Here is a 24,899-nt window from a genome sequence, read left to right on the forward strand (position 1 = left end):
AGCTTCGCCCGGTCCGTCAAGGCTTTTGCTCCCGCGGCCGGCAGGACTCGCATGCGACTGCGAACCGCGATCACGGAACACAAACGTCGCCGCGGCGAACGCTACTCGACGGAGCGGCCGACCACCGTCGGGGCGTTCACCGGTGACGGCGGTCGGCTGGTCCACGTCGGGCCGGACGGCGACGCTCACGACTGTTCGTACGCGCTCTCCGGCGTGGGCGGGACCGACCGGGTCCGGATCGGGATCGCCGGCGGCGGCGGGATCCGGTGGCTCGCGGACCTCGAAACCACGCGACAGCACTACGACGGGGACACCCCGCTCGTCGAGACGGAGTACGACGCCGGCCGGTACACGGTCCACCAGTTCGACCTCGTCGTTGACGGCGCCCACCTCACGCACGTCGTCCTGCGCGGGTCGCCGCCGGCGAACGCGGACCTCGTCGCCAGCTGCGCGTTCGCGCCCGACATGGTCGAGGGACGCGTCGGCAACCTCGTCCACGAGGGGTCCGGTCCCGAGGGCGGCGACGTGATAGAGGTGTTCCACCGCCGGGAACACGACTTCCTCACCGCCTCCACCGGCCTCTCGGCCGCGCACGGACAGCGCCAGGAGACGATCCCCCAACTGCTCGGCGAGGACGACGGGCGAACGCCACACCGCGGAGAGATAGACGAGCGCGAGGACACGAGCCTCACGCCCGACGTGGTCGTTCGGGCCCCGTTCGAGCGCGACGGCCGGACGGAGCGCGTCACCCTCGTCAGCCGTCCCGTCCTCGATGAGAACGGCTCCGGGTCGGACGAACCCGGCGACGGAACCCGGATCGCGGAGGAGGCCGACCGCGACGAGCGGCTCGAGACGATCTCGCGGATCGCGGCCGGCCACGCGGACGTCGACAGCGTCCGAGAGGCGGCCGAAGCGCGGGGGCCGACGGTCCCAGACCCGGTGCCGCGCGGCTCCACGGTCGCGAGCGACCTCCGCGCGCTCGACCTCCTCGAGTCGGCGTCCGGCGGCCGGATCGCGGGCCCGGAGTTCGACCACTTCTACGCGACCTCCGGCGGGTACGGCTACGTCTGGTTCCGCGACGAGGCCGAGGCCTCGAGCGCGCTGCTCGCCGCGAGCGAGGAGCTCGAGTTGGACGCACGGGAGGACCTCCTCTCCTCGGCGGCGTTCCTCTGTCGCACCCAGGACGCCGACGGGAGCTGGCCCCACCGCGTCTGGGCCGACTCCGGCAAGGTCGCTCCGGGCTGGGCGAACGCCCGGATCGAGTCGGGAGACGGGGCGACTCCCAACGACCAGCTGGATCAGCCGGCGTCGGTCGTCGCGTTCCTCGCGGAGCTCCGACGGACGACGGACGTTCCGGAGTCGCTCCGCGGCCGGATCGACGAGACGATCGCCGACGCGGTCGCGTTCCTCTGGGAGACGACGCTCGAGGACGGGCTCCCCCGCCGCTGTCAGAACTGCTGGGAGAACGCGATCGGGCGGTTCACGCACACGGGCGCGGCGTACCTCCGTGCGTTCGCCGCCGTGGCACGGTCCCCGCTCGACGACGACCTGCGGGCCGCCGCCGCGACCGCCGCCGACGACACGGTCGCCGGCCTCCAGGACCGCTGGATCCCCGAACTCGAGCGGTTCCCGCAGCGCGCCAGCAACGGCGACGGCGACGAGCGGGCCGACGCCAGCACCTTCGCCCTCGCGGACGCGCTCGCCGAGTACGACGCGCTGGCTGGCGAGCGTCCGAACGCGGGCGGCGCGGACTCCCCCCTCGATCCCCTCCCGGCCGCGGTCGACCTCGACGCGTTCGTCTCGCAGGTGTCGACGCACGTTCGGACCTCGATCGACGCGCTGGGTCGGGAGACGGAGCACGTCGAGGGGCTCGTCCGGTTCGTCGGCGACGACTGGCGGACGGCCGAACAGGGTGCCGCGAAGGTGTGGTCGATCGCGACGCTGTGGGGAGCGGTCGCCGCCGGCACCGTCGGCGGGATCCGCCGGTCGCGGGACGAGGAGGCGGAACCGCTCTTCTCCGAGGCCCGTCGGCTGTACTCGCTCTGTGAGCCCGACGGTCCCTTCGCGAACGGGTCCGGGTTGCTCGCGGAGCAGGTCTTCGACGACGGCGACCTCGACAGCGCGACCCCGCTCGCGTGGGCACACGCGCTCCGGCTGAACGCGACCGCGACGCTCGCGCGCCACGGGAGGCTTCCGGTGCCGCACGACCGCCCGAGCGGTCCGGAGGCGCCGCGGTGGACGACCGGCCGGAAGTTCGGCGTCGGCACGCCCGCCGATCACGACGAGGACGATCCGATCCCCGTCTGGTTCACGCTGACCGAGGGAGCGTTGACCGAGGCGCGGTTCCCCCGGATCGACGTGATGAACCTCCGGACGTTCGACTTCCTCGTCGCCGATCCGGAGACGGGACACACGGTTCGGACCTTCGACGAGACGGGTCACGTGACGACGACGGAGACGATCACGCGGACCACCGAGCCGAGCGCCGACGACGCGCTCGCGTACAGACAGACGATCCGCGAGTCCGGCGACGGACACGGACACAGTTGGACGCTGACCGTGGAGTACGCCGTCGACACCGCGGGCAACGCGCTCCTCGCGGACGTCGAGTTCGAGGGCGCCCGCGCGTACGACGTGTACGCCCTCGCCGACACCACGCTTGCGAACGTCGGCACCGACGACCGCGGGACCTGCGTCGGCGACGGCCCGTACCACCTCCTCGCACACAGCGACCGCGGGAACCGCCCGCCGGGCAAGCTGGTCGACGACGACGGCGAGCCCTTCGACGTCGCGGCGGCGCTCACGAGCGCCGGCGGGTTCGAGTGGGCGAGCGCGCTCGCGGCCGGCGACGACGGGCTCGAGTCGCTGTTCGGGGGCGGCGAGCGCGCGGAAGCCAGCGAGGAGGCGAACGGCAACGTCGTGCTCGCGGGCCACCTCGGAAGCGGGACGACCGTCTCGGACACGGTCGCACTCGGGTTCGCCGAGGAGGGCGACACCGCGGCGGCGCTCGGCGAGGCGGAGGGCGCGCTCTCGCGCGGCTTCGACGCGGTCGAGTCGGCGTACGTCGACACGTGGCGCGAGTGGCTCGCCGGGCGCGAGTACCCGGACGCCGTGACGGCCGACCCCGACGTCGAGACGCAGTACCGGTTCGCGCTCATGACGCTCGCGGCCGTCGAGGACAAGCGCCACGACGGCGCCGGGATCGCCAGCCCCTCGGTCCCGTGGGGCGAGACGGAGTACGCCGAGGAGGACCGCGGCTACGGCTACAACTTCGTCTGGTCGCGCGACCTCTATCAGGTGTTCACCGCGCTGATCGAGGTCGGCGAGGTGAAACGCGGCGCGGACGCGCTCGCGTACCTTTACAACACGCAACAGGACGAGTCGGGCTTCCTCCCGCAGAACACCTACATCGACGGGCGGACCCGTTGGGGCGGCGAGCAGATGGACAACATCGCGTTCCCCTCGGTGATGGCGTGGCAGCTGTACGAGCGCGGGGTGACGCTCTCGGACGCCGACTACGACTACGAGCAGGTCCGCCGGTCGGTCGCGTACGTCGCGCGAAACGGCCCGCAGACCGCCCAGGAGCGCTGGGAGGAGGAGGCGGGCTACTCGCCGTCGAGCATCGCCGCCGAGATCGCGGGGCTGACGTGTGCGGCCGCGCTCGCGCTCGCCGAGGCCGACCGGATCGAGGCGGTGGACGAGGACGCGGCGACCGACTCGACGCCGGCGGAACTTCGCGCGGACGCGCTCGCGTGGCTCGCGCTCGCGGACGACTGGACCGACCGCGTCGAGGAGTGGTGTGCGACCGACACCGGAACCGACCGCCACGACGAGACGCCCTACTACCTGCGGATCACTGCCGACGGCGACCCGAACGCCGGCCGGCCGCGGACGATCGCCAACGACGGTCCGACCTACGACGAGCGCGAGATCGTCGACGGCGGCTTCCTCGAGCTCGTCCGGCTCGGCGTGAAGCCCGCCGACGACCCGGTCGTCCGCAACTCCGTCGAGGTCGTCGACGACTCGATCCGGGTCGACACCCCGCACGGTCCCGCCTGGTACCGCTACATCGGCGACGCCTACGGCGAGCTCGGCTACGGGGACCCCGGCGGTCCGTGGGCGGGAACCGGCGACGGAAAGGGTCGGCTCTGGCCCATATTCACCGGCGAGCGTGGCGAGTACGAGCTCCGCGCCCGTGCCGACGGCCCGGACGACTTCGGCGGCACCGCCGAGGACGCGCTCGAGCCCGCCTCGCTGCTCGAGACGATGGCCGGGTTCGGCAACGACGGACGGATGCTCCCCGAGCAGGTGTGGGACCGCGAACATCCGACCGAGTACGGCTGGGAGTTCGGCGAGGGGACCGGGGGGGCGACGCCGCTCGCCTGGTCGATGGCCGGGTTCATCCGGCTGGCGCACGGCGTCGACGCCGGCGTGCCGGTCGAGACCCCGACGGTCGTCCGCGACCGCTTCGTCGAGCGCGACCGCCCCGCATCCCCGGACCTGACGGCGAGCGCCGAGTACGCCGACGGAACCGTCGTCGTCACCGGCGAGACGGACGGGGCGTGCGTCGCGGCGTTCACTGCCGCCGGCTCCGCGACCACGACCGCGGCGAACGGCGAGTTCGAGGTCCGACTCGCGGACGAGGACGCCAGAACGATCGTGGTCGCGGCCGCCACCGACGAGGACTTCGAGGTCGCGGGCACGGCCGTCGAGCGGATCCGACTGTAGACGGGGTGAGGGGACTCGGAGGGGCCCCTGCGGACGGAGGTCCAACGCGTCCGACGCGCGAGCGTAGCCGGCCCACACCGAACGGTTATCATCGACTCCCGTCTACACGGCACAACGATGGACATCCCCCCATTCGAACTCGAACGGTGGCTCGACGAGTACGAACCGGACGCCGACCTGATGCTCGCCGAGAGCGGCGTGCGAAGCCTCCCGGCGGACCGGTTCGACCTCGACGTGGGCGAGCTCGGCTACGTCATTCCCACCGACGGGGAGCCGGCGTTCCGCGCGGAGATCGCCGAGCGGTACGGCCGCGAGGCGGAGGAGGTAGTCCTCACCTGCGGGACGCAGGAGGCGGACTACCTCACGTTCATGTCGCTCTTAGACGAGGGGGACCACAGCGTCGTCGTCTCGCCGACCTACCAGTCGCTCGCGAGCGTTCCCGAATCGATCGGCGAGGTGACCGAGGTCCGGACGGAGCCGCCGACCTGGGAGCTCTCGGTCGACGCCGTCGCGGAGGCGATGCGTCCCGACACGCGACTCGTCGTCCTCACGAACCCGAGCAACCCGACGGGGAAGTACCTCGGCCCCGAGACGATGGAGGCGCTGTACGACCTCGTCGCCGAAAACGACGCGTACCTCCTCGTCGACGAGGTGTACCGGATGCTGGCCGACGATCCCCGCCCACCGGCCGCCGCGCTCGGGCCGCGGGCGATCTCGGCCGCCGGGGTCTCGAAGTCGTACGGGATGGCGGGCGCGCGCGTCGGCTGGGTCGTCGCGGACGCGGAGATCGCGGACGGGGTTCGGAAGTGGAAGGACTACACGACGATCTCGCCGCCGCTCGTCGGGAGCCACGTGGCGAGACAGGCGCTCGGCGAGCAGGAGGATGACATCCTCGAAGCGAACCGCACGCACGCGAAGGCGAACCGGGAGCGCGTCGCCGACTTCCTCGACCGCCACGACCTCGAGTGGTTCGAGCCGACCGGCGTGAACGGCTTCGTGACCGTCCCCGACGGGTTCGACAACGGCAAGGAGTTCTGTCGGTCGCTGTTCGAAGCCGAGAGCGTCGTCCTCGCGCCCGGGGAGGTGTTCGGGTACCCCGACCGGTTCCGGATCGGCTTCGGCCTCCACACCGAGGAGCTCGAGGAGGGGCTCGATCGGATCGCCCGCCACATCGAGAACGGTCGCTGAGCCCCGGCCGTCACCCGAGCGCGACCACGTCGACCTCGTGAGTCCGTGCCCCGTCCGAGCCCTCCGTCGTCTCTTCTGCCCCCGCCTCCTCGCCGACCGGGATCTCGACGGTCCCGCCGACCGCCTCGCGCACGGCCGCCCGCCAGTCGTCGACGGCCTCCGCGTGTCGCTCGCGGCGGGTCTCCACGTCGGTGTCGGGGTACGCCGCGGCGGTCTCGTCGACCTCGGGGTACGGCGGCGGGTCCGCGACCAGGTCGGCCGGGTCGACGTGGATCGGATCGCCGACCCCGGCCGCGTCGACCTCGGGAACCCCCTCGACGGCGTGGATCCGCGCGCGCATCCGGCCGGCGTACGGCGGCGTGACCCGCAGTACGACCCGCCTGTCGGTCCGCAGCGTCGCCTCCAGGGCGTTCGCCACGTCCTCGCGATGGACCGCGATCGACCGGATGCGCGTCGGGTCCGCCTCCTCGCGGGAGCGTTCGGGATCAGTCATCGGTCGATCGATCGTCCTCCGGCGTCCAGCGCGCGTCAGAGAGGGTCCGCTGGACGGCCTCCTCGCCCACCGCGGCCGCCAGGTGTTCGAACCCGCCGCGAACCGCCCGGTCGCTCGCGTTCGCGACGAGCCGCGAGACGATGAACTCCGGCGTCGACTTGCCGATCGTGCCGAACCGCGGCTGGTAGTCCACGCGGAGTGCGAGGTCGTTCGTGAGCCCCTCCGCGAAGATGCCGTCGATCCGGGCGGGATCGGGTAGCGGGCTGAGGTCGTCGGCGAGGTGGGTGACGTACACGCCGAGCGCGCCGCGGTCGACGGTGAGGTCGACGAGCCCGTTGAGGAGGTCGGCGGCGCGTCCCGGCTCCGTGATCGCCTCGAACTCGTCGACGAGCATCAGGGTTCGACCCTCCTCGACCAGCGGCGGCACCACGGAGCGCAGCGTCGACTCCAACACGCCGGCGTTGAACGAGGCGTGCCGACGATGGAAGACGATCCGGTCGAACGTTCCGACCTCCGCCTCCTCGGCGGGCACCGGGAGGCCCATCGACGCCAGAAGCGTCACCGCACACAGCGTCTCCAGGAGCGTCGTCTTCCCGCCGGAGTTCGCGCCCGTGAGGACGCTCACCCGGTCGCCGGTCGGCGGCGACTCGGCGTTCGGGACGCCGGCTCCGCCCGAAAGCGAGTGGTCCCCGACCGCGTACGACACCGGCTGAACCGGGTCGCCGACGAAGGGACTTCGGGCGTTCCGGACCGCGAGGCCGTCCTCGACGAGCCGCGGGCGGACCAGGTCGTACTCGGCGGCGAACCGGCCGAGCGAGAGGTCGACGGCGACGTCGGAGACGACCTCGACCGCGAGGGCGACGTCGCCGTCGGCGTCGCCGATCCGGTCGCGGAGGTCGGCCGCGACCGTCGCCTCGCGCTCGTCGACCGCGTCGGCCAGTTCGTCGACGAGCCCGCGGAGGGTGGCCGAGACGAAGTCCGCCGCGTCGAGCGCGTCGTCGGGTGCGGCCGCCCGAACCGTCGCCGGGTCGACGCCCGTCTCCGTCGCGACGTGGTCGACGGTCGCGGCCTCGAGCGCCTCGAAGTCCCGGAGCGAGCCGTCCCGAACCCGCTCGAGCACGTCGAACGCCGAGTCCGCGAGCTCCTCGGCCGCCGAGAGTCGGTCGCGGAGCCGGTCCAGTTCGTCGTCCGCGCCGGAGGCGACCTCGACGTCGTCGTCGCCGAGCGAGCCGCGCACGTCCCCGAGCGCCTCGGCGGCCTCCCGGAGCGCGTCGTCGTCGAGGTCGGCGAGCGCGGCGAAGGTCTCGCCCGTCAGTCCGACCTCGCGGAGCGCGATCGCGGTCTCGACGGCCGCCCGGTCGGTGCCGCCCGCCTCGTCGTATGTCGCGAACGCCTCGACCACGCGATCGCGGTCCTCGTCGTCGAGGGCGGCCCAGGCGTCGCGGGCGGCGACGACCCCATCGAGCCTCGTTTCGACCGTCTCCCGGTCGAGCGAGGGCGTGAGGACGCGGATCCGGTCGGCGGCGTGTTCGGTGAGGGCGTAGCCGGCCGCGAGCGTGAGGAGGTCGTCGTACACGTCGCGCGTGTCGCCCGTCGCGAGGACCTCCATTCCGGCCTCCCCGTTCGCCCGGCGGAGGATCCGCGTGGCGCGCCCGCGGTGGAGCCCGGCGTCGACGAGCGCGCGGACGTCGGCCGACTCGATCGCCTCGACGGCCCGCTCGGTGCCGAGTTCGGCGGTCAACAGCTCGCTCGTCTTCGGGCCGATCCCCCAGTAGTCCTCGAGTCGCATGGGTGGACGTCTCGGCGCGGCCGCTTGGTGTTTTCGTCCCGACGGGCGGAGAACCCGGAATCGGCGGGCCGACGGTTCGGCGGTGAGGTCGACGAGGCCGACCCTCACCGGGACTGCCGGTAGATGAGGTTCCGCTGGATGTCGTTCGCGCCCTCGTATATCACCGGGATCCGCGCGTCGCGGTAGACGCGAGCGATCCGCCGGTCCGTGAGGATCGAACGGCCGCCGTGGAGTTTCATGCCCTTCTCGGCGCAGTCGACGGCGACCTCCGTGGACTTCGTCTTCGTCAGCGCGGCCCAGTAGCCGGCGTCCTCGCCGTTCGCGACCTTCTCGCAGGCGCGCCAGTTGAGCGCGCGGGCGGACTCGAAGCCGATCCGCATGTCCGAGAGGGTGTGTTGGACCGCCTGGAACTCGTTGACGGTGCGACCGAAGGCGTTGCGGCCGTGGACGAACCCCTCCGCCTCCTCGATGGCGGCGGCCGCGAGCCCGAGCCCGTGTCCGCCGACGATCACCCGACCGTGGTTGAAGAAGTCCGCGAGCACGTAGAAGCCGCCGCCCTCGCTGCCGACGACGTTCTCCTCGGGGACGAAGCAGTCGTCGAGGACGATGTGACCCTGCTTGGACGCGCGCATCCCCATCTTCTCCGGGATGTGTTCGGCCTCGTACCCCTCGGAATCCGTCTCCACGATGAAGAGCGTGTAGTTCGAGTAGCGGTCGTCGCTCTCGCCGGTCTTCGCGTAGACGGTGAGCCAGTCCGCCTCCACCGCGTTGCCGACCCAGTACTTCTCGCCGGTGAGCTCGTAGCCGCCCTCAACCTTCTCCGCGAGCGTGGTCATCCCCGCGAGGTCGGATCCGGTCTCGGGTTCCGAGACCGCGAGCCCCGATATCTGGTCGTTCTCCGCGACCGGGCGGAGGTACTCCTCCTTCTGTGCGTCCGTCCCGTACTGCTCGAGCATCTCGCAGCCGAAGCTGGCCAGCTGGAGGGTGAGGGCGATGCCGGCGTCGGCGCGGTAGAACTCCTCGGCGATCGCGAGCACCTGCGCGAGGTCGAACCCCTTCCCGCCGTACTCCTCGCCGATGTCCTGTGCGACGAGTCCGGCGTCCATCCCGGCTTCGAGGACGTCCCAGGGGTACTCGCCCGACTCGTAGTAGCCTTCCGCGTTCGGCGCGATGTGTTCGTCCGCGAACTCGCGGGCCTCGCGTTTGACTTCCCGTGCGCGCTCCGGCACGATACTCTCGTCGAGTAGGTCCATGTCCGGAGTCCACCCCGCCGGGGCAAAACCTTCGTGGAACAACGAAAAACGCGTGCTTCGTTTATCCGTCCGCTCGAGTCCGGCTACGCGTCGCTCTCCTCGAAGGGGTTCGCCAGCTCGATCGTCTCCTCGCGGTCCGGGCCGACGCCGACCGCGTACACCGCCGCGTCCATCTCGTCGGCGACGAACTCCACGTAGGTCCGCGTCGCCTCGGGGAGCGCCTCGTAGCCCTCCTCCGCGACGGCAGCCCAGTCGACGGCCGACCAGGTGTCGAACTCGCGGTAGACGGGCTCACACCGCTCCCACCGACGGGTCGTCGTCGGCACGGTGTCGATTCGCTCCCCGTCCAGCTCGTAGCCCACACAGACCTGCAGCTCCTCGAGGTCGGCGAGCACGTCGACGTGGTTGATCGCGACGCCCGTGAACCCCGAGACGCGCGAGGCGTGCCGGAGCATCGGGAGGTCGAGCCAGCCGATCCGCCGCGGTCGGCCGGTGACCGTCCCGAACTCCCCGCCCTTCTCGCGTATCTCGTCGGCGAGCGACTCCTCGCGGTCGTCGCCGTCGAGCTCGGTCGGCATCGGTCCCGCGCCGACCCGCGAGAGGTACGCCTTCACGATCCCGACGACCTCGCCCGCGCCGACGGTCGTGACTCCGAGCCCGGATCCGACGGACGCGGCGCCGGCGGTCGGGTTCGAGGACGTGACGAACGGGTAGTTGCCGTGGTCGACGTCGATCGAGGTCCCCTGTGCGCCCTCGAAGAGGATCCGATCGCCCGCCTCCCGGCGGCGATGGAGGAAGTCACTGCAGTTGACGGTCATCCCGTCGTCGGCCAGGCGCTCGCCGACCTCGACGAACTCCTCGTAGAGCGCGTCGACGTCGAAGGCCTCAGCGTGCTCGGAGTCCGCCACGTCGAGCCCGTAGACGTCCTCGGCGACGGCCCGGTTGTGCGAGACGGCGTACTCGAGTCGCTCGCGAAGCACGTCCGGGTCGAGCAGGTCGCCGACCCGGATACCCCGGCGGCCCGCCTTGTCCTCGTAGGTGGGGCCGATCCCGCGGCCGGTCGTGCCGACCTCGACGCCGGAGTCGTCGTCCGCCTTCCCCGCCTCCTCGATCCCGTCGAGGACGCGGTGGTACGGGAGGATGACGTGGGCTCGGCGCGCGACCCGAACGTCCGGATCGAGCCCGCGCTCGCGGAGCCCGTCGATCTCCGAGAATAGCGTCCGCGGGTTGACCACGCATCCGTTGCCCAACACGCCGACCGTGCCGCGGACGGCCCCACTCGGCACCAACGATAGCTTGTACTCCTCGCCGCCTTCGACGACGGTGTGGCCGGCGTTGTCGCCGCCCTGATAACGGACTACGACGTCCGCGTCCCCTCCCCACCGGTCGACGAGCGCGCCCTTGCCCTCGTCCCCGAGTTGGGAGCCGACGATGGTGACTGTCATACCGCTACCCCCTTCCGACCGGGGGGTAAAACAGATTACGGTCCGTCGTCGCGATCGCCTCACGAACGTGGATCGTTCCCGAATCGAGAGCGGAGAGATGTCGTCGTTCGTGTGCTTCTCCGGCCGACATCCGGTCGCGTCCCGATCGGCTTCGAGATCCGAACCGTTAACTACTCCCATGTCAAACCGTGAGCCGGAATTCGTCCTCCGCGGTTCGACAACAACTTTTAAAAGGGGGCATGACGAGTTAACATATGGCATGATAGATCGACTCGAGAAGGAGGTAGATATGCTGGAGCGGCACCTTCAGGTGCTGCGAATGGTCATCGAGAACGAACCGATCGGGATCGTGAAGATGTCCAACGAGACGGGCTACCCCCACCACAAGGTCCGGTACTCGCTTCGCGTCCTCGAGGAGGAGAACCTCATCGAACCCTCCAGTCAGGGCGCGATCACGACCGAACGCACCCACGAGTTCGTCGACGAACTCGACGAGAAGCTCGACGACACGGTCGAGAAGCTCGGCTCGATGCGGATCGACGACGCCGCCGAACTCGAGAACTGAGCGAGGAACCCGAATTCGCTTCCGCACACCGCCCGGTCGCCCCGACGATACGACCCGGCACTCGGTCCGTCGACTGATCGTTCTCCCGTCGATGAGACTCCTCTCCGCTACAGGTCCGGGACCGTCAGGTGGAACCCGCCCTCGCGCGACTCCACGAGACACAGGTGGTAGCCGCGCTTGCGCGAGAGTTTCACGAAGCTCTCGCGCTTCGAGCGGTTGAACAGCCCGCCGCCGACCGCGTCGCTCGCGGCCTCCAACGCGTCGGGCTCGAAGAAGCTCGCGGTCACCGCGAACGCCGCGGCGAACGCCTCGTTCGACTCCGCTATCACTCCGCCGTTCGCGACGAGCGACTCCAGGGTCCCGCCCGCGGTCGGCGCGCGCGAGTCGTTGAGCTCGGCGACGAACAGCGGGTTGCCCATGCGGTCGCGCAACACCAGATCGAACGAACGCTGCTCGCGGGTCTCCTCGCCGTTCTCCCGGATCACGACGGAGACGGAGCCGCCGATCTCGGCGCGGTCGATCTCGGGGAGCGCGTCGTAGAGGTCACGCAGCGCGCCCCCGTTGCCCGTCTCGCCGATCTCGAAGGGGAGCTCCTCGACGAGCCACCGAGTGAAGCCGTACTCCATCGTCTCCCGGAGGAACGACTCGAACGGCTCGCCGTCGACGAGGAGTCCCTCCGTCTCGAAGCTCGTGTGGTGTTCGATCCGGAGGTTCTGTCGGAGCTCATCGCGGCTGATCGTCCCGTCGTGAGCGTCCTCGAGCGTCGCGCCGCTCTTCGAGTCGTATCTGATGAACAGGTTGGTCCCGTCGCGCGCCTCGGCGGCCGACAGGCTCCGATCGCCGTCGGGAAGGCGTGACTCCGCCCGATCGAGCTGCTCGCGGAGGCGATCCACCTCCGTGCGGAGCCGATCGAGTTCCTCCTCGAGTCGGTCGCGCTCCGATTCGATCTCGTCCCGCTCGCTCGTCACCTCGTCGAGCTCCTCGCGGAGCTCGTCCCGCTCGGTCTCGAGCCGATCCCGCTCGGATTCCACCTCCTCGCGGGCGGATTCGGCCGTCGAGAGTGCCGATTCCAGCTCCTCGATCCGTTCGCGAACCTCGTCCGGCGCTCGGTCCGAGACGGCTGCCCGCCCCGAACCGGACCGAGCCGTCGAGCGCGGGTTCGGCGACGACCCCGCTTCGGACCCCCGTCCCGCCGTCGACCCCTCCGCGGTCCCGTCGGTTCGTGACCGGTCCGAGGACCCCGTCGACCGACCGCTCCGGTTCGACGAAGCGCCCGGCTTCCGGTTCGCACGCGACGACGATCCGGCCGACGGGTTCTCGCCGCGTTCGTTGGTCTCGGACGGATCGAGCGCCGGGATCGACTTGGTCTCGCGCCACTGCGCCTCCTCGGAGAAGACGTCGTCGTCCGAGGGACCGTTCGACCCGGCCGACGCCCCCGTCCGTCGATCGGTCGACGTCTCCGACGCTCCCGCGCCCGGTTGCTTCGTGGCGGCGTTTCGATCCACGGTGGCGGCGTTTCGATCCCCCGTCGTGACGTCCCCCTTTTCGCTTTCGGCGTCTGCCGTCTCGGCGGGGGATCCGGACCCTTCATTTCGCTCGTCGGACCCTCTCCCTGTCGGTTCCGGTATCAACGGTGTCTCGTCACGATCGTCCCGTTCGCCCCGGTCATCGTCCGTGCCCGTCGACGTCGAGTCGTCCACGTCCGATGCCGCCGGATCGGTTTCCGGCTTCCGTGACTGATCGGTGGTGTCGGTGTCGTCATCGCCCGGACGCTCGTCTCGCCCGCGGTCGCGGCCGCCCTCGGATACCGGATCGTCCTCGCTCTCGCCGGGATCGCTTTCGTGATCTACGTCCTCGTTTTCGTCGTCCCCGTCCTCCTCAGCCGCGTCCGTTCCGGCGACGGTGGCCCCGTCGGGCTCCGGGATCTCTCTGACGTCGAGGTCGACCTCGTAGACGGTGTAGATCCCGATCTCGTCGTTCGCGAGGTCGAAGGCGTCCTCGCCGGTCTCGAGCCGTCGTGCGTTCCCGACGAACGCGGCGGCCATCGACTCGCCGGCGGTGTAGGTGACGTAGTAGTCGCCGGAGAGCACGTTCTCGGAGAGCTCGACGTAGCCGGTGAACCCTCCCTGCGAGAGCTTGTCGTCCGCCTCCGAGAGCGGCGTGTCCTTCGTGTAGTACTGCGCGCGCTGTTCGCCGCCCCGTTCCTGCATCGCGAAAAGCACCGGAAGCGCCTGGTGGGGCGCCTCGTAGATAGTTCCGGAGGCGTCCGCGAACGCGTCGAGATCCGCGTCGACGGTCCCGACGACGCGACCGTCGAGCATGAACAACCACCCGGTGTCGTCGGTCGCCGCGCCCGTGAAACCACGGTCCGCGAACCGGCGGAGCCCGTCGAACCCGCCGTCGAACTCCCGCGCGTCCCACCCGGTGATGTCCTCCCTTCGCTGTGCGTCCATCTTACCGGTATTCCCCGGCACCGACCCAAATACTTTCCGGACCGTCAGACGCCGGATCGGCCGGATCGGCCGGATCCGGAGGCGTCGCCGTCGTCGACCGGAACACGGATTCCCGATTCGCTCCGTGTCGGTCGCGGTTCACTCCGTCCCAGTCGTGCGGGTCATTCCGTACCGACCACGGTCTCTATCGCCTCGCGGCCCAGTGCGACCACGTCGGCGTCGAACCCGCCGGCTCGCAGTTCCTCGGGGGTGTACCACGACCACTCGTCGGCGTCCGCCTCGTCGTCGCCGACCGGCTCGATCCGGCGGGAAGGTACCCGCGCGTAGTAGAGGTGATCGATGTGCTGGTGGCTCACCGACCCGTCGGGGTGGACGTCGATGTCATGGAGCATCTGGTGGGCCGGCTCCGGGAGCGGCCGCCCGTTCGGCGTCTCGACGGCCGCGCGGTCGGCGACGAGTTCGGCCTCGAGTCCGGTCTCCTCGCGGACCTCCCGCAACGCCGCCTCGTGCGGCAGTTCGTCGCGCTCGATGTGCCCGCCCGGCGGGAGATGGATGCCCAGCCGGCCGTGTTCGTGAAGTGCCGTCGCGCCGTCGTTGACGACGTAGGTGGTCGCCGTGAAGTGGCGGGTCGTCTCCATACCGTTCCTCTCGACCCGATACGATTTGTGCGTTCGGGACCCGGCCGACGCGTTCCGCCGGGTTCTTTGACTGCGGTGGGCGAACGCCCGGCCATGACGGACCTCGACGACGTCGAAGCCGTCGCCCGTGCGGCGGTGCTGGCAGGCGGCGCGGAGCTTCGCACCCGATACCGGAACGGCGATGCCGCCGGCGAGTACGGCCCGACCGACGTGAAGGCGGCCGCCGGCGGGGCGGCCGAGGCGCGGATGCTCCCGGTGGTGCGGCGTGCGTTCCCCGATCATCCGGTCTTCGCCGAGGAGGCCGGTCGGTTCGACGGGAGCGGTCCCTACCGCTGGGTGATCGATCCGTTGGACGGAACGAACGACTTCACCGCGGGGCTGCCGACCTTCGCCGCGTCGGTCGCGGTTCTCGAGGGCGACGAACCGGCGCTCGCGGCCGTCAGACAGCCGGCGACCGAGGAGACGTATCTCGCGCGACGGGACGCCGGCGTTACCTACCAGGGGAAGCGGGTGACGGCGGACGGCGACGTCGCGCTCGGAGCCAGCACGGTCGCGACGATCGTCGGACGCGACGTCCCGCGGGACCCCGACCTCTCCCGGCGGGCCGACGCGATCCGGGAGGCGCTGTCCGACGAGGTGAAGCGGGTGATCGACAGTTGGGCCCCGACGGTTCACTCGGGGCTCTTCGCTCGCGGGCGAATACAGGGACTCGTCCAGTTCCATCCCGACGAGGAGGAGCGGGCGGTCACGGAACTGTTCGCCTCGGAGGCCGGCGCGGCGATCCGCCGCGAGGGGCCGCTGTACGTCGCGGCGTCCGACGAGGACCGGTTGGCCGCGCTGTGGGAGGCGATCGACGCGTCGCGGTGAAGGACGGGGACGGACGGCGGCGGAAGCGTCAGTTCATCGCGATGCCGTCCTCGGCCTCGAGCAGCTCGTGGTAGCGGTTCCGGATGGTGACCTCGGAGATGTTCGCGACCTCGCTCACCTCGCTCTGGGTCACCTTCTCGTTGGTGAGGAGGGCGGCGGCGTAGACGGCGGCGGCCGCGAGCCCGACCGGGGACTTCCCGGAGTGGATCCCCTGTGACTTCGCGGTGTCGAGGAGCCCTCGAGCGCGCCGCTCCGACTCGTCCGAGAGGCCCAGATCGGAGGCGAACCGCGGGACGTAGCTCTCCGGGTCCGCGGGCTGGATCTCCAACTTGAGCTCGCGGACGACGTAGCGGTACGTCCGGGCGATCTCGTCCTTGTCGACTCGTGAAACGCCCGCGATCTCGTCGAGGCTCCGGGGCGTTCCGGCCTGTCTGGCGGCCGCGTACAGCGAGGCGGTCGAGACGCCCTCGATGGATCGGCCGGGAAGGAGGTCCTCGTCGAGCGCGCGGCGGTAGATGACCGAGGCGGTCTCGCGGACGTTGTCCGGGAGTCCGAGCGCCGAGGCCATGCGGTCGATCTCGCCGAGCGCCTGCTTCAGATTGCGCTCCTTCGAGTCGCGCGTGCGGAACCGCTCGTTCCAGGTGCGGAGCCGCTGCATCTTCTCGCGCTGTCGACTCGAGAGCGACTTGCCGTAGGCGTCCTTGTCCTGCCAGCCGATGTTGGTCGACAGGCCCTTGTCGTGCATCATGTTCGTCGTGGGCGCGCCAACCCGGGACTTCTCGTCCTTCTCGCGGGAGTCGAACGCGCGCCACTCCGGCCCACGGTCGATCTCGTCCGCCTCGACGACGAGCCCGCAGTCCACACACACCGTCTCGCCGTGTTCGGTGTCCGTCGCGAGCTGGCCGCCGCACTCGGGACAGTGTAGCTCCTCGTCCGCCTCCGACTCGCTCTCCTGTTCGTCGTCGGCGTGCTCCGTCGTGTAGGTTCGAACGTTGTCGCTCATTGTGTTTGATTCGGGTGGAGGGCACCGTGGGACCGAAAGATGGGTCTACGTTTCTCGTTCCTCACCCCGAGGTAGGGCCTGGAGACATATAAACTATCGCCCCGATATCGAACGTGAAAAACGACGTACCGGGCGGAATGATACGGTTGAGATCGGATTTTCCAACTGAGAACCGTCCACGATCTTCCACGAGCGCTCGTTCGGATTCGACGCACGACACGGATATATATGGGTTTCGTACGACTGACGCCGTCTCATTCTCTCCCGTCCCGCTCGGCTCTTCCGTTCCCTCCTCTCCCGTCCCGTCTCGGCCCTCCCTATCGTCGTCCCTCTCTCCAGTAGATCCTCTCCGGGAGCTTCTGTGAGGGCAACCGATTTACCCGTTCGCCCGACACGGTCGTCATGAACCGGACGCGGCTCGATCGCCTTCTCGGCGGGATCGACACCGACGGATACCTGCTCGACGCCTCACAGGACGACGCGAACCAGCTGTACCTCTCCGGGTTCACCGGCCCCGACCCCTTCCTCACGCTGTACGCCGACGGCGAGGTCCACGTGCTCGTCTCCGGGCTCGAGTACGGCCGCGCCCGATCGGAGGCCGCCGCTGACACGGTCGAGCGCCACGCCGACTACGACTACGAGTACGGCGGGCGCGAGGACCGATACGACATGTACGCGCGGTTCGTCCGCGAGAAGGGCGTGGAGTCGGTCTCCGTGCCGCCACGTGGTCCGGTCGGGACCGCGGACGCGCTCCGCGAACGCGGGATCGAGGTCGAGGTCGACGGCGAGGACGTCCTCGGGGAGGTCCGGGCGGTCAAGACCGACGAGGAGATCGAGGCGATCCGGGAGGCACAGCGCGCGAACGAGGCGGCGATGCGTGCCGCGGAGTCGTTGCTCGTCGAGGCCGAGATCGCCGGCGATGGCGACGCGGACGACACGATCGAGCCGGAAACGCTCCTGTATCGGGGCGAGCCGCTCACCAGCGAGCGGGTCGCCGAGGAGATCGAGGTCGCGCTGTTGCGACGCGGCTGCGCGCTCGACGAGACCATCGTCGCCGGCGGCGCGCAGGCGGCGGACCCGCACGACCGCGGCTCGGGACCGCTCCGCGCGAACGAGCCGATCATCGTCGACGTCTTCCCCCGGTCGAAGGCGACGAAGTACCACGCCGACATGACTCGAACGTTCTGCGTCGGCGAACCCGACCCCGCGGCCCGCGAGTGGTACGACCTCACGGAACGGGCGCTCGAGGCCGCCCTCGAGGCGGTGGAGCCGGGCGCGACCGGCGAGGAGGTCCACGCCGCAGCCTGCGAGGTGTACGAGGCGGCGGGCGAGCCCACGTTCCGGACCGATCCCGAGACGGAGACGGGGTTCATCCACTCGACGGGCCACGGGATCGGCCTCGACGTCCACGAGTCGCCCCGGCTCGCGAGCGGTGCCGGCGAGCTGGAACCCGGCCACGTCGTCACCGTCGAACCCGGCCTCTACGACCCGGCGGTCGGCGGCGTCCGGCTGGAGGACCTCGTCGTCGTCACGGAGGACGGCCACGAGAACCTCACGGAGTACCCGCTCGAGTTCGTCGTCGACTGACGGCGTACGCGGAGGACGGTCGGCAGGGCGACGTCACGCCGCCGACGTTTGGCGCTCACGCCGCCGATCTCGGAGGGTCACGCCATCGGAGAGTCACACCATGGACGCGGGACCGGGATCGCTCGCGTCGCCCTCGTCGGACGCACCTGTCCGGTCGCGCTCCTCGCGGAGGCGCTCGAACGCCTCCGCGAGCACGCCGAGGATGGCGACGCTGAACGCCATCGATATCCCGACGGTGACGAGCGTCGCCGCGGCCGACGATGGACCGATCGCGAGCGCCAGCGCCGTCGACAGCATCCCGATCGCGACGGTGAACGGGGCGATCAGGACCAACACCAGCGCGAACAGTCGGAGCCAGCTCCCGCGGGTGAGCCGCCAGCTGTCGGCCATCGCGGCGACGAAGTTCTCGTCGTCGACGGCGACGAAGACGGCCATGAAGAGCAGGGCGACGTAGACGATCACTCCCGGAATCACGAGCAGGAGGGTTCCGAGCATCATCAACACGCTGAGAACCACGCCGCCGACGAGGAGGTTCGCCACCACCCAGCCGATCCGGCGGGTGACGAACTCGCGCGGGATGCGGTCGGCCTCGCCCGCGACGAAGGTCCGGATCGCGACGACCGAAACGACCGGTAACACGAGGAAGGATGCGACCGTGAAGGCCACGAGAACCGGAAGCGGCGCGGTGACGACCGGCGCGAGCTGACCGGTGAACTCGGGCGGGAGCGACGCGGCGGCGACGCTGTTGAACGCGACCTGCCAGGTGCTCCCGAGAATGACGGACGCGAGGACCAGGAGCAGGCCGTTCCGATTCGCGACGCGGCCGATACCGTTCGCTATCGTCGAACCGATCTGGAGGGACATGCGGGGACCGGTTCGCCCGACCGTCACGTAAAACTAGTGAAACGAGTCCCGGTCTTCCGCCGATCGGGCGACTCGCCGGGATCGGAACCCGCTTTTTCGCCCGGACGAAACGCCGACCGTGAACTGGCGGTACGCACACACGGCGCTCGGACTCTGTACCCTCGCGTTCACCGCGACGATGGTGGCGCGCCTGACCATCAGCCCGCTCGTCCCGGAGATCACCGAGGCCTTCGGGGTCACGAACGCGACGGTCGGGCTCGCGCTCTCGGGGATGTGGGTCGCGTACGCGCTCTCGCAGTTCCCCTCCGGGGTCCTCGGCGACCGCTACGGCGAGAGACGGGTGATCCTCGTCGCCGTCGGCTCGACCGCGGTCGCCACGCTCTTCATCGCCGCCTCGCCGTCCGTCCTCGCGTTCATGCTGTTCACCGTCGTTTTAGGCGCCGGCGCGGGCCTCCACTACACCGTCGCGACCACCTTCCTGACCCGGCAGTTCGACGACATCGGGCGCGCGATCGGCGTCCACATCGCCGGGGGTCCGGTCGCCGGACTGGTCGCCCCGCCGGCCGCGGCACTCGTCGGCGCGCGCTACGGCTGGCGGGCGGGGATCCTGCTCGGAACCGGCGTCGCGATCCCCGTATTCGCGCTGTTCGCCTGGAAGATCCGACCGACCGAGCCGCGTCGCCCCGACCAGCCGATCCGCGAGCGGTTCGCGCTCGGGCCGCTCGTCGAACTCCTCTCGCGGCCGTCGATCGGCTACACGACCGGTCTGGCGACGCTCAACGCGTTCACCTGGCAGGCCACCGCCTCCTTTCTCCCCACGTTCCTCGAGATCGGCGGCGGGCTCTCGGGTGCGCTGTCGGCGCTTCTGTTCTCGCTGTACTTCCTGGTTCACGGTGTAACACAACCCGTGACCGGGTCGCTCTCCGACCGGATCGGTCGCGACGAGACGGTGATCCTCACGATGGCCGCCGGCGTCGCCGGGTTCGCGTTCCTCGTGGTCGCGACCCGTGACGGAACCGGACTCGCGCCGATCGTGGTCGGTATCCTCCTCGTCGGACTGGCGATGTCGTGGGGCGCCCCGCTCCAGTCGCGGTTCATGGATCTGCTCTCGGACGCGGAGCGCGGGGCCGGCTTCGGACTCGTGCGCACCGTCTACATGGTGTTCGGCGCGTCCGGCAGCGTCGTCGTCGGGGCCGTCTCCGACGCGGCGGGATGGGCCGCCGCGTTCGGTCTGCTCGCGGCGGTGATGGCGATCGGACTCGGCACGCTCTCGGCGAACCGCGCGCTCGGCCTGGAGTACTGACTCGGATCGAGGTACTGAAAGATACCGGTCGCGGAGCGGGAGCGACTACAGACGGTCGTCCTCGAGACTGCCCGGGTCCTGTGCGGTGTCGAACATGTTGTTCTCCGCGCCGTCGAGCATCTCGTCGCGGGGGTCGTCGTCGACGACGCTGACGTTGTAGGCCTCGATCCCGGACGCGATCAGTTCCTCTGCGGCCTGTTCTTCGGTGACGAACTCGGAGTCCGCGAGTTGCTGGAAGTCGGCGTACACGTCGTCCGAGAGGTTCAGTTCGAAGGTCGGCATGACTCATCCTTTCGGCCGGACGTTTTTAAACTCCCGGACCGCCGCCGCTTGCGGGGGCGGCTACGCCGACCCCCGAGTATTACTGCGTCGCCATCGGACCTCCTCTCATGACCGACGTCACCAAGGTCGCGGTCGAGGAACTCCCGGATGCGCCGAACCCCACCCGTCACAAGAAGGAGGTCGACGAGGCGCTCGGCGTCACCGAGTTCGGATTCAACTACTACGTCGCCGACCCCGGCGAGCGGCTCCCGTGGGGCACCCACCGCCACCCGGATCACGAGGAGTTGTTCTACGTCCTCGAGGGGGCTCTCGAGGTCGAACTGGCTGACGACGTTCTCGTCGTGCACGCCGGGGAGGCGGTCTTCGTGCCGCCCGACACGACGAACCTGGCACGAGCGACCGGCGAGGTGCCAACTCGCGCCGTCGCCGTCGGCGCGCCAAAGGAGACCGACGGGGCGATCATCACGGAGGAGTGTCCCTCCTGCGGCGAGGAGAGTGACCGGAGCTACGAGGTCGACGGCGACGACTACGTCCTCTCGTGTACGGCCTGCGGGGAGGTCGTCGATCGGCTCACGCCCGGACCGGAGTAGTTCGTTCGCTGACCCCGTCCGGTACCACCACGTGGCTGGTGGCGAGAAAAACGACTAAAGACTCGCTTAATCCGGCTCAAGCGGTCGTCACCGAGGTTATAGCCCCGCGGTGGTCTGCTCTGTACGCCGCCTCCTGATCGAGAGGTTAACGACTTAATAACTATGTGTAATATTACTATCTTAATATATTAACATGTTTGAGCCGTTCACGGTCGACAGTTCGAGGAGAGAGGTACTGAAAGCGAGCGCGATCGGCGTCGGCGCGTCGGTCGGACTTGTCGGGACGGCGAGTTCGGCTGGCGACACGGTCGAGTTCGACGAGACGATCACTATCACGCCGGACGACTCGGGAACGACGTTCGTTCAGACCGCCGACTTCGACGGGCGAGTCCGGATCAGGCCCGGCGTCGAGAACGTGACCGTCGACGGTAACGGCTACACCATCACGGGCGGTGGCGTCGGCGGCGGCTCTTATCTTGGGGCCGTCATCACGGACCTCACGCTTCGGAATCTCCACCTTCCGGACGGAAGCGTCGGCGTCGACGAACTGGACGGACTGGTCCTCAGGAACAACGTCATACAGGGGTTTGAAAGCGAGTCCGCCTTCGGTGTACGTGCGGTCGATAACACGGTAGCTGGGCTCATACGGCTCTTCGAGAACCAATCCGAGAACGTGTTCGCGCGGAACGTCGCGGCAGGAATACGATTCGACGACGACCTGATGGGCTCCCACAGGCTGTCGAACAACTTCGTCCTGGGACGAACGCGCGGGCCGGGAATCCAGGTGGCGGTGACGAACTCGTTCGACGGGCGGATACGGTTCGTGGACAACTACGTCACGAACGCTGACGGGGCGGGGATCTATCTGGAGGATACACACGATCTGAAACCGGTGCTCAGTGGCAACGTAATCATCGGGAACGGAAGTCACGGGTTGAGTACCGACTCAAGGGTAGCCAGCGTGAGCGGGAACACGTTCGTCGGAAACGGGGGTGACGGCGTCAACGCGTCGGTCGGAACGTTCACGAAGAACGCCGCGATGTCGAACGACGGGATCGGATTCGATATCAGGATCGACCGTGACTGCCTCCGGAACGTCGCCGTCTCGAACGGCGGTGGCGGGTTCCGCGTTGAGTCTGACGGTTCCAAGGTCAAGTTCAACCGGGCGACAGGTAACGACGCCGGCGGCGTCGTTCTCGACGGGAGCGGCTTCCCGTTCCGGAAGAACAACGTCACAGCCAACGGCGGCGACGGACTCGTCATCGCTGCCGACGACAGCGGAATCACGAGAAACTACGTCTGCGGGAACGACGGCGAACAACTGGTCGACGGCGGCGACGACAATCGGTTCGCGAACAACCTCGTCTGCTGAGCACGACCCGATCCGCCCTCTGATGTCACAGGTCCCGCCACGCGCCGAAGAACCGCTGGAGCGCGGTCAGGTGACCGACGGCGGCGAAGAGGGCGAGAAGCAGGCCGACGACGTTCACGTTGGCGACGATCGGAGCGGAGTGAATCGCGGCGACGACGCCGACGATCCCCATCAGCGCGAGCCGGTCCGCCCGTCCGAGCAGCCCGCCGTACTCGCGGCCGATCCCGACCGCCTGGATCTGCGTCCCCATGTACGACGTCATCAGCACGCCGGTCACCGCGAGAAATCCGAGGGCGTACGCGTCGATCCCGGCGGTGAAGCCCGCGATGACGGCGATGTCGGCGTAGCGGTCGAGGACGTGGTCCAGGAGGTCCCCTCCGTCCGACGCGATCTCCTGTTCGCGGGCGAGCGCGCCGTCGACGAGGTCGAGCCACCCGTTGAGCAACACGAGGAGCGACCCCAAAACGTAGAACGCGGGGTCCGCGACCGCGAACGCCCCGGCGGCGAGGAGGGCCGCACCGAACGCGAGCACGCTCACCTGGTCGGGCGAGAGTCCGAGCCGGTCGGCGGCGCTCACCCACGGGCCGAGCAGGCGGTCGGCGACCGACCGGAACCGATCCAGCGTCACGCGAGGATCCCCTCCGAAGCCATCGTTCGTCCGTCCCGAACTCCCGCTCGACTCATAAACGATCTCCTACGTAGTCGGTGAAGTCGACGGTTCCGGCGCTCGGCTCGACGTTCCCCTCGATCGCCTCGCGGATCGCGTCGGCGACGGCATCGGGTGCTCGGTCCGTCGTGTCGACCTCGTAGACGTTCTCCATCCCGTGCGTCGAGACCGCCTCCGAGAGGATCACGTCGAGCGCCTCCGACTCGGCGTTCTCCGCCGCGGTCGCCGCCGATTCTCCCCGATCGCGGAGCCGCTTTTCGACCGTTTCGGGGTGACATCGGAGGACGACGACGCGGTCGACCGCGAAATGGTGTGCGAGGTGCGAGTCGAGCACGCCGGTCCAGCCGCCGAGGTGATCGGCGACGGCGTCGAGGTCGGCCACGAGGGTGTCGCGGTCCGCGTCGCGCTCGGTCCAGAGGTCCTCGTTTCCCTTGATCCGGTCGTTGAGATGGATCACGTCGTACTCGCCTTCGAGCAGGGCGGTCGCCGTCGACTTGCCGGTTCCGGGCGTGCCGGTGACGGCGACGCGAGCGGGAACGTCCCCGTTCGACGGGTCGTGACGGTCCTCGGTCACGCTTTGGCACCGAGTTCGAGGTCCGCGAGCACACCGTTGAGCCGGTCGACCGCTTCCCTCGTGTCCTCGCGTGTTCCGGTGGAGATCCGCACGCACTCCGGCAATCCGAAGGAGGTACAGTTCCTGATGATGACTCCCCGTTCCTGGGCGGCCTCGGCGACCACGGTTCCGTCGCCGACCCGTGCGAGCACGAAGTTGCCCGCGGAGTCGAACGTCTCGGCGTCGAGCTCTCCGGCGATGTACCCGCGAGCCCATCGCGCGGTCTCGACGGACTCCTCGACGTGATCCGGATCGTCGAGCGCGGCCAGCGCGGCCCGACACGCCAGCTCGCTCGCCGCGAACGGGGTGTTCACGCGGGCGTACGCCTCCCCCCACTCCTCGGGGACGACGCTGTAGCCGATCCGGAGACCGGCGAGGCCGTACGCCTTCGAGAACGTCCGGAGGACGGCGACGTCGTCCCGGTCGTTCACGAGCGGGATCGCGCTGTCGACGTCGGCGAACTCCCCGTAGGCCTCGTCGACGACGACGAGCGTCTCCTCGGCGGTCGCGTCCGCGATCGTCTCGACCTCCGCGAGGGGGATCACGGAGCCGGACGGGTTGTGCGGCGAGGTGAGGTAGACGATCCGCTCGCCGCCGTACGCGCTCAGCACGCGCTCCGCGGTCTGGGCGAACCCGTCGTCGATCGAGAGGGGGTACGTCTCGACGCCGGCGTGGTGGTATCGCGCCGACATCGCGTAGTACGCGAAGCCGGGGTCGGGGACCAACACCCGGTCGTCCGGCTCCAGCGCGGCCCGCGAGAGGTAGTCGATCGAGCCGTCGGCTCCCGGCGAGACCCACACCTGCTCGGGCGTCACGTCCCACTCCTCGGCGATGCGAGCGGTGAGGTCGGCGTGCGAGGACTTCGGGTAGACGTTCACCCGGTCCGCGTGCTCGCGGATCGCCTCGACGGCCGCGGGGCTCGGCCCGTGGGGGTTCTCGTTCGAGGAGAGTTTGATCAGCTCCGACCGGTCGATCCCGAGGTCGCGGGCGACCTCCTCGACGCCCCTTCCGGGCACGTACGGGGAGTGATCCGAGAGGTCCCGTGGTTGCATGCCCGTGTGTCGACCGCGGCCGGCCTTAAGCGTGATCGAACGCGACGGTTCGGAAGGACGCGAACCGATTCACCGGAAACGTGGTGTGCGATCGGTCCGCACTCACGACGACGTCGGGGTCGGCCCGGATCCGAATCGAGTCCGACC

The 24,899-nt window shown here is 69.6% G+C and carries 20 protein-coding genes; 8 read left to right on the forward strand and 12 right to left on the reverse strand.

All coding sequences use genetic code 11. The features are described 5' to 3' along the window. The first annotated feature begins 51 nt into the window (after positions 1–51). Positions 52–4,728, forward strand: coding sequence for a glycoside hydrolase family 15 protein (locus EAO78_RS03905; RefSeq protein WP_122104555.1), 4,677 nt, complete (start codon positions 52–54; stop codon positions 4,726–4,728). A gap of 117 nt (positions 4,729–4,845) precedes the next feature. Further along, positions 4,846–5,916, forward strand: coding sequence for a pyridoxal phosphate-dependent aminotransferase (locus EAO78_RS03910; protein ID WP_122104556.1), 1,071 nt, complete (start codon positions 4,846–4,848; stop codon positions 5,914–5,916). A 10-nt stretch (positions 5,917–5,926) separates the two neighbouring features. Here EAO78_RS03910 and EAO78_RS03915 read toward each other — a convergent pair whose 3' ends face one another. The 4 genes from EAO78_RS03915 to EAO78_RS03930 form a co-directional block, all read right to left on the reverse strand. Next, entirely contained in the window at positions 5,927–6,409 is a 483-nt protein-coding gene (locus EAO78_RS03915) for a hypothetical protein (protein WP_122104557.1), read from the reverse strand. Then, a complete protein-coding gene (locus EAO78_RS03920) occupies positions 6,402–8,198 on the reverse strand; it encodes a MutS-related protein (protein ID WP_122104558.1) in 1,797 nt (598 codons plus the stop codon). The genes EAO78_RS03915 and EAO78_RS03920 overlap by 8 nt, the downstream gene beginning before the upstream one ends. A gap of 104 nt (positions 8,199–8,302) precedes the next feature. Then, on the reverse strand, positions 8,303–9,451 hold the full coding sequence (locus tag EAO78_RS03925; RefSeq protein ID WP_122104559.1) for an acyl-CoA dehydrogenase family protein: 1,149 nt from the start codon (positions 9,449–9,451) through the stop codon (positions 8,303–8,305). Between the two features lie 83 nt (positions 9,452–9,534). After that, on the reverse strand, positions 9,535–10,896 hold the full coding sequence (locus EAO78_RS03930; RefSeq protein WP_122104560.1) for an adenylosuccinate synthase: 1,362 nt from the start codon (positions 10,894–10,896) through the stop codon (positions 9,535–9,537). Positions 10,897–11,155: 259 nt separating this feature from the next. Here EAO78_RS03930 and EAO78_RS03935 point away from each other — a divergent pair, with 259 nt between their 5' ends. Further along, positions 11,156–11,461 (forward strand): hypothetical protein, encoded by a 306-nt coding sequence (locus tag EAO78_RS03935; protein WP_122104561.1) that lies wholly within the window; start codon positions 11,156–11,158, stop codon positions 11,459–11,461. A 107-nt stretch (positions 11,462–11,568) separates the two neighbouring features. Here the strand turns inward: EAO78_RS03935 and EAO78_RS03940 are convergent, their stop codons facing one another. Both EAO78_RS03940 and EAO78_RS03945 read right to left on the reverse strand, forming a co-directional pair. Then, positions 11,569–13,914 carry a DUF7527 domain-containing protein gene (locus tag EAO78_RS03940; protein WP_122104562.1) on the reverse strand — a complete coding sequence of 782 codons (2,346 nt, stop codon included), beginning with the start codon at positions 13,912–13,914 and terminating at the stop codon, positions 11,569–11,571. A gap of 161 nt (positions 13,915–14,075) precedes the next feature. Further along, complete coding sequence (locus tag EAO78_RS03945; protein ID WP_122104563.1) at positions 14,076–14,552, reverse strand: NUDIX hydrolase; 477 nt, start codon at positions 14,550–14,552, stop codon at positions 14,076–14,078. Between the two features lie 93 nt (positions 14,553–14,645). Between EAO78_RS03945 and EAO78_RS03950 the strand changes: the two genes are divergently transcribed. After that, a complete protein-coding gene (locus EAO78_RS03950) occupies positions 14,646–15,419 on the forward strand; it encodes an inositol monophosphatase family protein (protein ID WP_122104564.1) in 774 nt (257 codons plus the stop codon). A gap of 28 nt (positions 15,420–15,447) precedes the next feature. Here EAO78_RS03950 and EAO78_RS03955 read toward each other — a convergent pair whose 3' ends face one another. Further along, positions 15,448–16,422: a transcription initiation factor IIB gene (locus EAO78_RS03955; protein ID WP_122104565.1), complete on the reverse strand. Its 975-nt coding sequence runs from the start codon at positions 16,420–16,422 to the stop codon at positions 15,448–15,450. Positions 16,423–16,824: 402 nt separating this feature from the next. Between EAO78_RS03955 and EAO78_RS03960 the strand changes: the two genes are divergently transcribed. After that, positions 16,825–18,009 carry a M24 family metallopeptidase gene (locus EAO78_RS03960; protein ID WP_122104566.1) on the forward strand — a complete coding sequence of 395 codons (1,185 nt, stop codon included), beginning with the start codon at positions 16,825–16,827 and terminating at the stop codon, positions 18,007–18,009. Positions 18,010–18,102: 93 nt separating this feature from the next. On the opposite strand, the gene EAO78_RS03965 is transcribed toward EAO78_RS03960, so the two are convergent. Beyond that, positions 18,103–18,873, reverse strand: a complete 771-nt coding sequence (locus tag EAO78_RS03965; RefSeq protein WP_122104567.1) for a hypothetical protein — start codon at positions 18,871–18,873, stop codon at positions 18,103–18,105. Between the two features lie 118 nt (positions 18,874–18,991). On the opposite strand from EAO78_RS03965, the gene EAO78_RS03970 reads away from it, so the two are divergent. Then, positions 18,992–20,176 carry an MFS transporter gene (locus tag EAO78_RS03970; protein WP_122104568.1) on the forward strand — a complete coding sequence of 395 codons (1,185 nt, stop codon included), beginning with the start codon at positions 18,992–18,994 and terminating at the stop codon, positions 20,174–20,176. 45 nt (positions 20,177–20,221) lie between these two features. Here EAO78_RS03970 and EAO78_RS03975 read toward each other — a convergent pair whose 3' ends face one another. Beyond that, positions 20,222–20,458 (reverse strand): hypothetical protein, encoded by a 237-nt coding sequence (locus EAO78_RS03975; protein ID WP_122104569.1) that lies wholly within the window; start codon positions 20,456–20,458, stop codon positions 20,222–20,224. 107 nt (positions 20,459–20,565) lie between these two features. Here EAO78_RS03975 and EAO78_RS03980 point away from each other — a divergent pair, with 107 nt between their 5' ends. Next, positions 20,566–21,048, forward strand: coding sequence for a cupin domain-containing protein (locus EAO78_RS03980; protein ID WP_122104570.1), 483 nt, complete (start codon positions 20,566–20,568; stop codon positions 21,046–21,048). A gap of 193 nt (positions 21,049–21,241) precedes the next feature. Beyond that, positions 21,242–22,420: a right-handed parallel beta-helix repeat-containing protein gene (locus EAO78_RS03985; RefSeq protein WP_122104571.1), complete on the forward strand. Its 1,179-nt coding sequence runs from the start codon at positions 21,242–21,244 to the stop codon at positions 22,418–22,420. Positions 22,421–22,445: 25 nt separating this feature from the next. Here EAO78_RS03985 and EAO78_RS03990 read toward each other — a convergent pair whose 3' ends face one another. From EAO78_RS03990 to hisC, 3 genes are read right to left on the reverse strand one after another with little or no spacing between them, the layout of a single operon-like run. Next, positions 22,446–23,048, reverse strand: a complete 603-nt coding sequence (locus EAO78_RS03990) for a CDP-alcohol phosphatidyltransferase family protein (RefSeq protein ID WP_122104572.1) — start codon at positions 23,046–23,048, stop codon at positions 22,446–22,448. Positions 23,049–23,100: 52 nt separating this feature from the next. Beyond that, positions 23,101–23,661, reverse strand: coding sequence for an adenylate kinase family protein (locus EAO78_RS03995; protein ID WP_122104573.1), 561 nt, complete (start codon positions 23,659–23,661; stop codon positions 23,101–23,103). After that, on the reverse strand, positions 23,658–24,752 hold the full coding sequence (gene hisC / locus EAO78_RS04000) for a histidinol-phosphate transaminase (RefSeq protein WP_122104574.1): 1,095 nt from the start codon (positions 24,750–24,752) through the stop codon (positions 23,658–23,660). Before hisC ends, EAO78_RS03995 begins: the two co-directional genes overlap by 4 nt. Positions 24,753–24,899 lie beyond the last annotated feature (147 nt).

The organism is Halobellus captivus, from assembly GCF_003697845.1.
GTDB classification, from domain to species: domain Archaea; phylum Halobacteriota; class Halobacteria; order Halobacteriales; family Haloferacaceae; genus Halorubrum; species Halorubrum glutamatedens.

Coding starts and splice junctions, on each gene's coding strand:
- EAO78_RS03985 (WP_122104571.1), top strand. CDS start 21,242: ATGTTTGAGCCGTTCACGGTCGACAGTTCGAGGAGAGAGGTACTGAAA.
- EAO78_RS03965 (WP_122104567.1), bottom strand. CDS start 18,873: ATGTCCCTCCAGATCGGTTCGACGATAGCGAACGGTATCGGCCGCGTC.
- EAO78_RS03980 (WP_122104570.1), top strand. CDS start 20,566: ATGACCGACGTCACCAAGGTCGCGGTCGAGGAACTCCCGGATGCGCCG.
- hisC (WP_122104574.1), bottom strand. CDS start 24,752: ATGCAACCACGGGACCTCTCGGATCACTCCCCGTACGTGCCCGGAAGG.
- EAO78_RS03920 (WP_122104558.1), bottom strand. CDS start 8,198: ATGCGACTCGAGGACTACTGGGGGATCGGCCCGAAGACGAGCGAGCTG.
- EAO78_RS03925 (WP_122104559.1), bottom strand. CDS start 9,451: ATGGACCTACTCGACGAGAGTATCGTGCCGGAGCGCGCACGGGAAGTC.
- EAO78_RS03910 (WP_122104556.1), top strand. CDS start 4,846: ATGGACATCCCCCCATTCGAACTCGAACGGTGGCTCGACGAGTACGAA.
- EAO78_RS03915 (WP_122104557.1), bottom strand. CDS start 6,409: ATGACTGATCCCGAACGCTCCCGCGAGGAGGCGGACCCGACGCGCATC.
- EAO78_RS03950 (WP_122104564.1), top strand. CDS start 14,646: ATGACGGACCTCGACGACGTCGAAGCCGTCGCCCGTGCGGCGGTGCTG.
- EAO78_RS03905 (WP_122104555.1), top strand. CDS start 52: ATGCGACTGCGAACCGCGATCACGGAACACAAACGTCGCCGCGGCGAA.
- EAO78_RS03960 (WP_122104566.1), top strand. CDS start 16,825: ATGAACCGGACGCGGCTCGATCGCCTTCTCGGCGGGATCGACACCGAC.
- EAO78_RS03940 (WP_122104562.1), bottom strand. CDS start 13,914: ATGGACGCACAGCGAAGGGAGGACATCACCGGGTGGGACGCGCGGGAG.
- EAO78_RS03930 (WP_122104560.1), bottom strand. CDS start 10,896: ATGACAGTCACCATCGTCGGCTCCCAACTCGGGGACGAGGGCAAGGGC.
- EAO78_RS03935 (WP_122104561.1), top strand. CDS start 11,156: ATGATAGATCGACTCGAGAAGGAGGTAGATATGCTGGAGCGGCACCTT.
- EAO78_RS03975 (WP_122104569.1), bottom strand. CDS start 20,458: ATGCCGACCTTCGAACTGAACCTCTCGGACGACGTGTACGCCGACTTC.
- EAO78_RS03955 (WP_122104565.1), bottom strand. CDS start 16,422: ATGAGCGACAACGTTCGAACCTACACGACGGAGCACGCCGACGACGAA.
- EAO78_RS03945 (WP_122104563.1), bottom strand. CDS start 14,552: ATGGAGACGACCCGCCACTTCACGGCGACCACCTACGTCGTCAACGAC.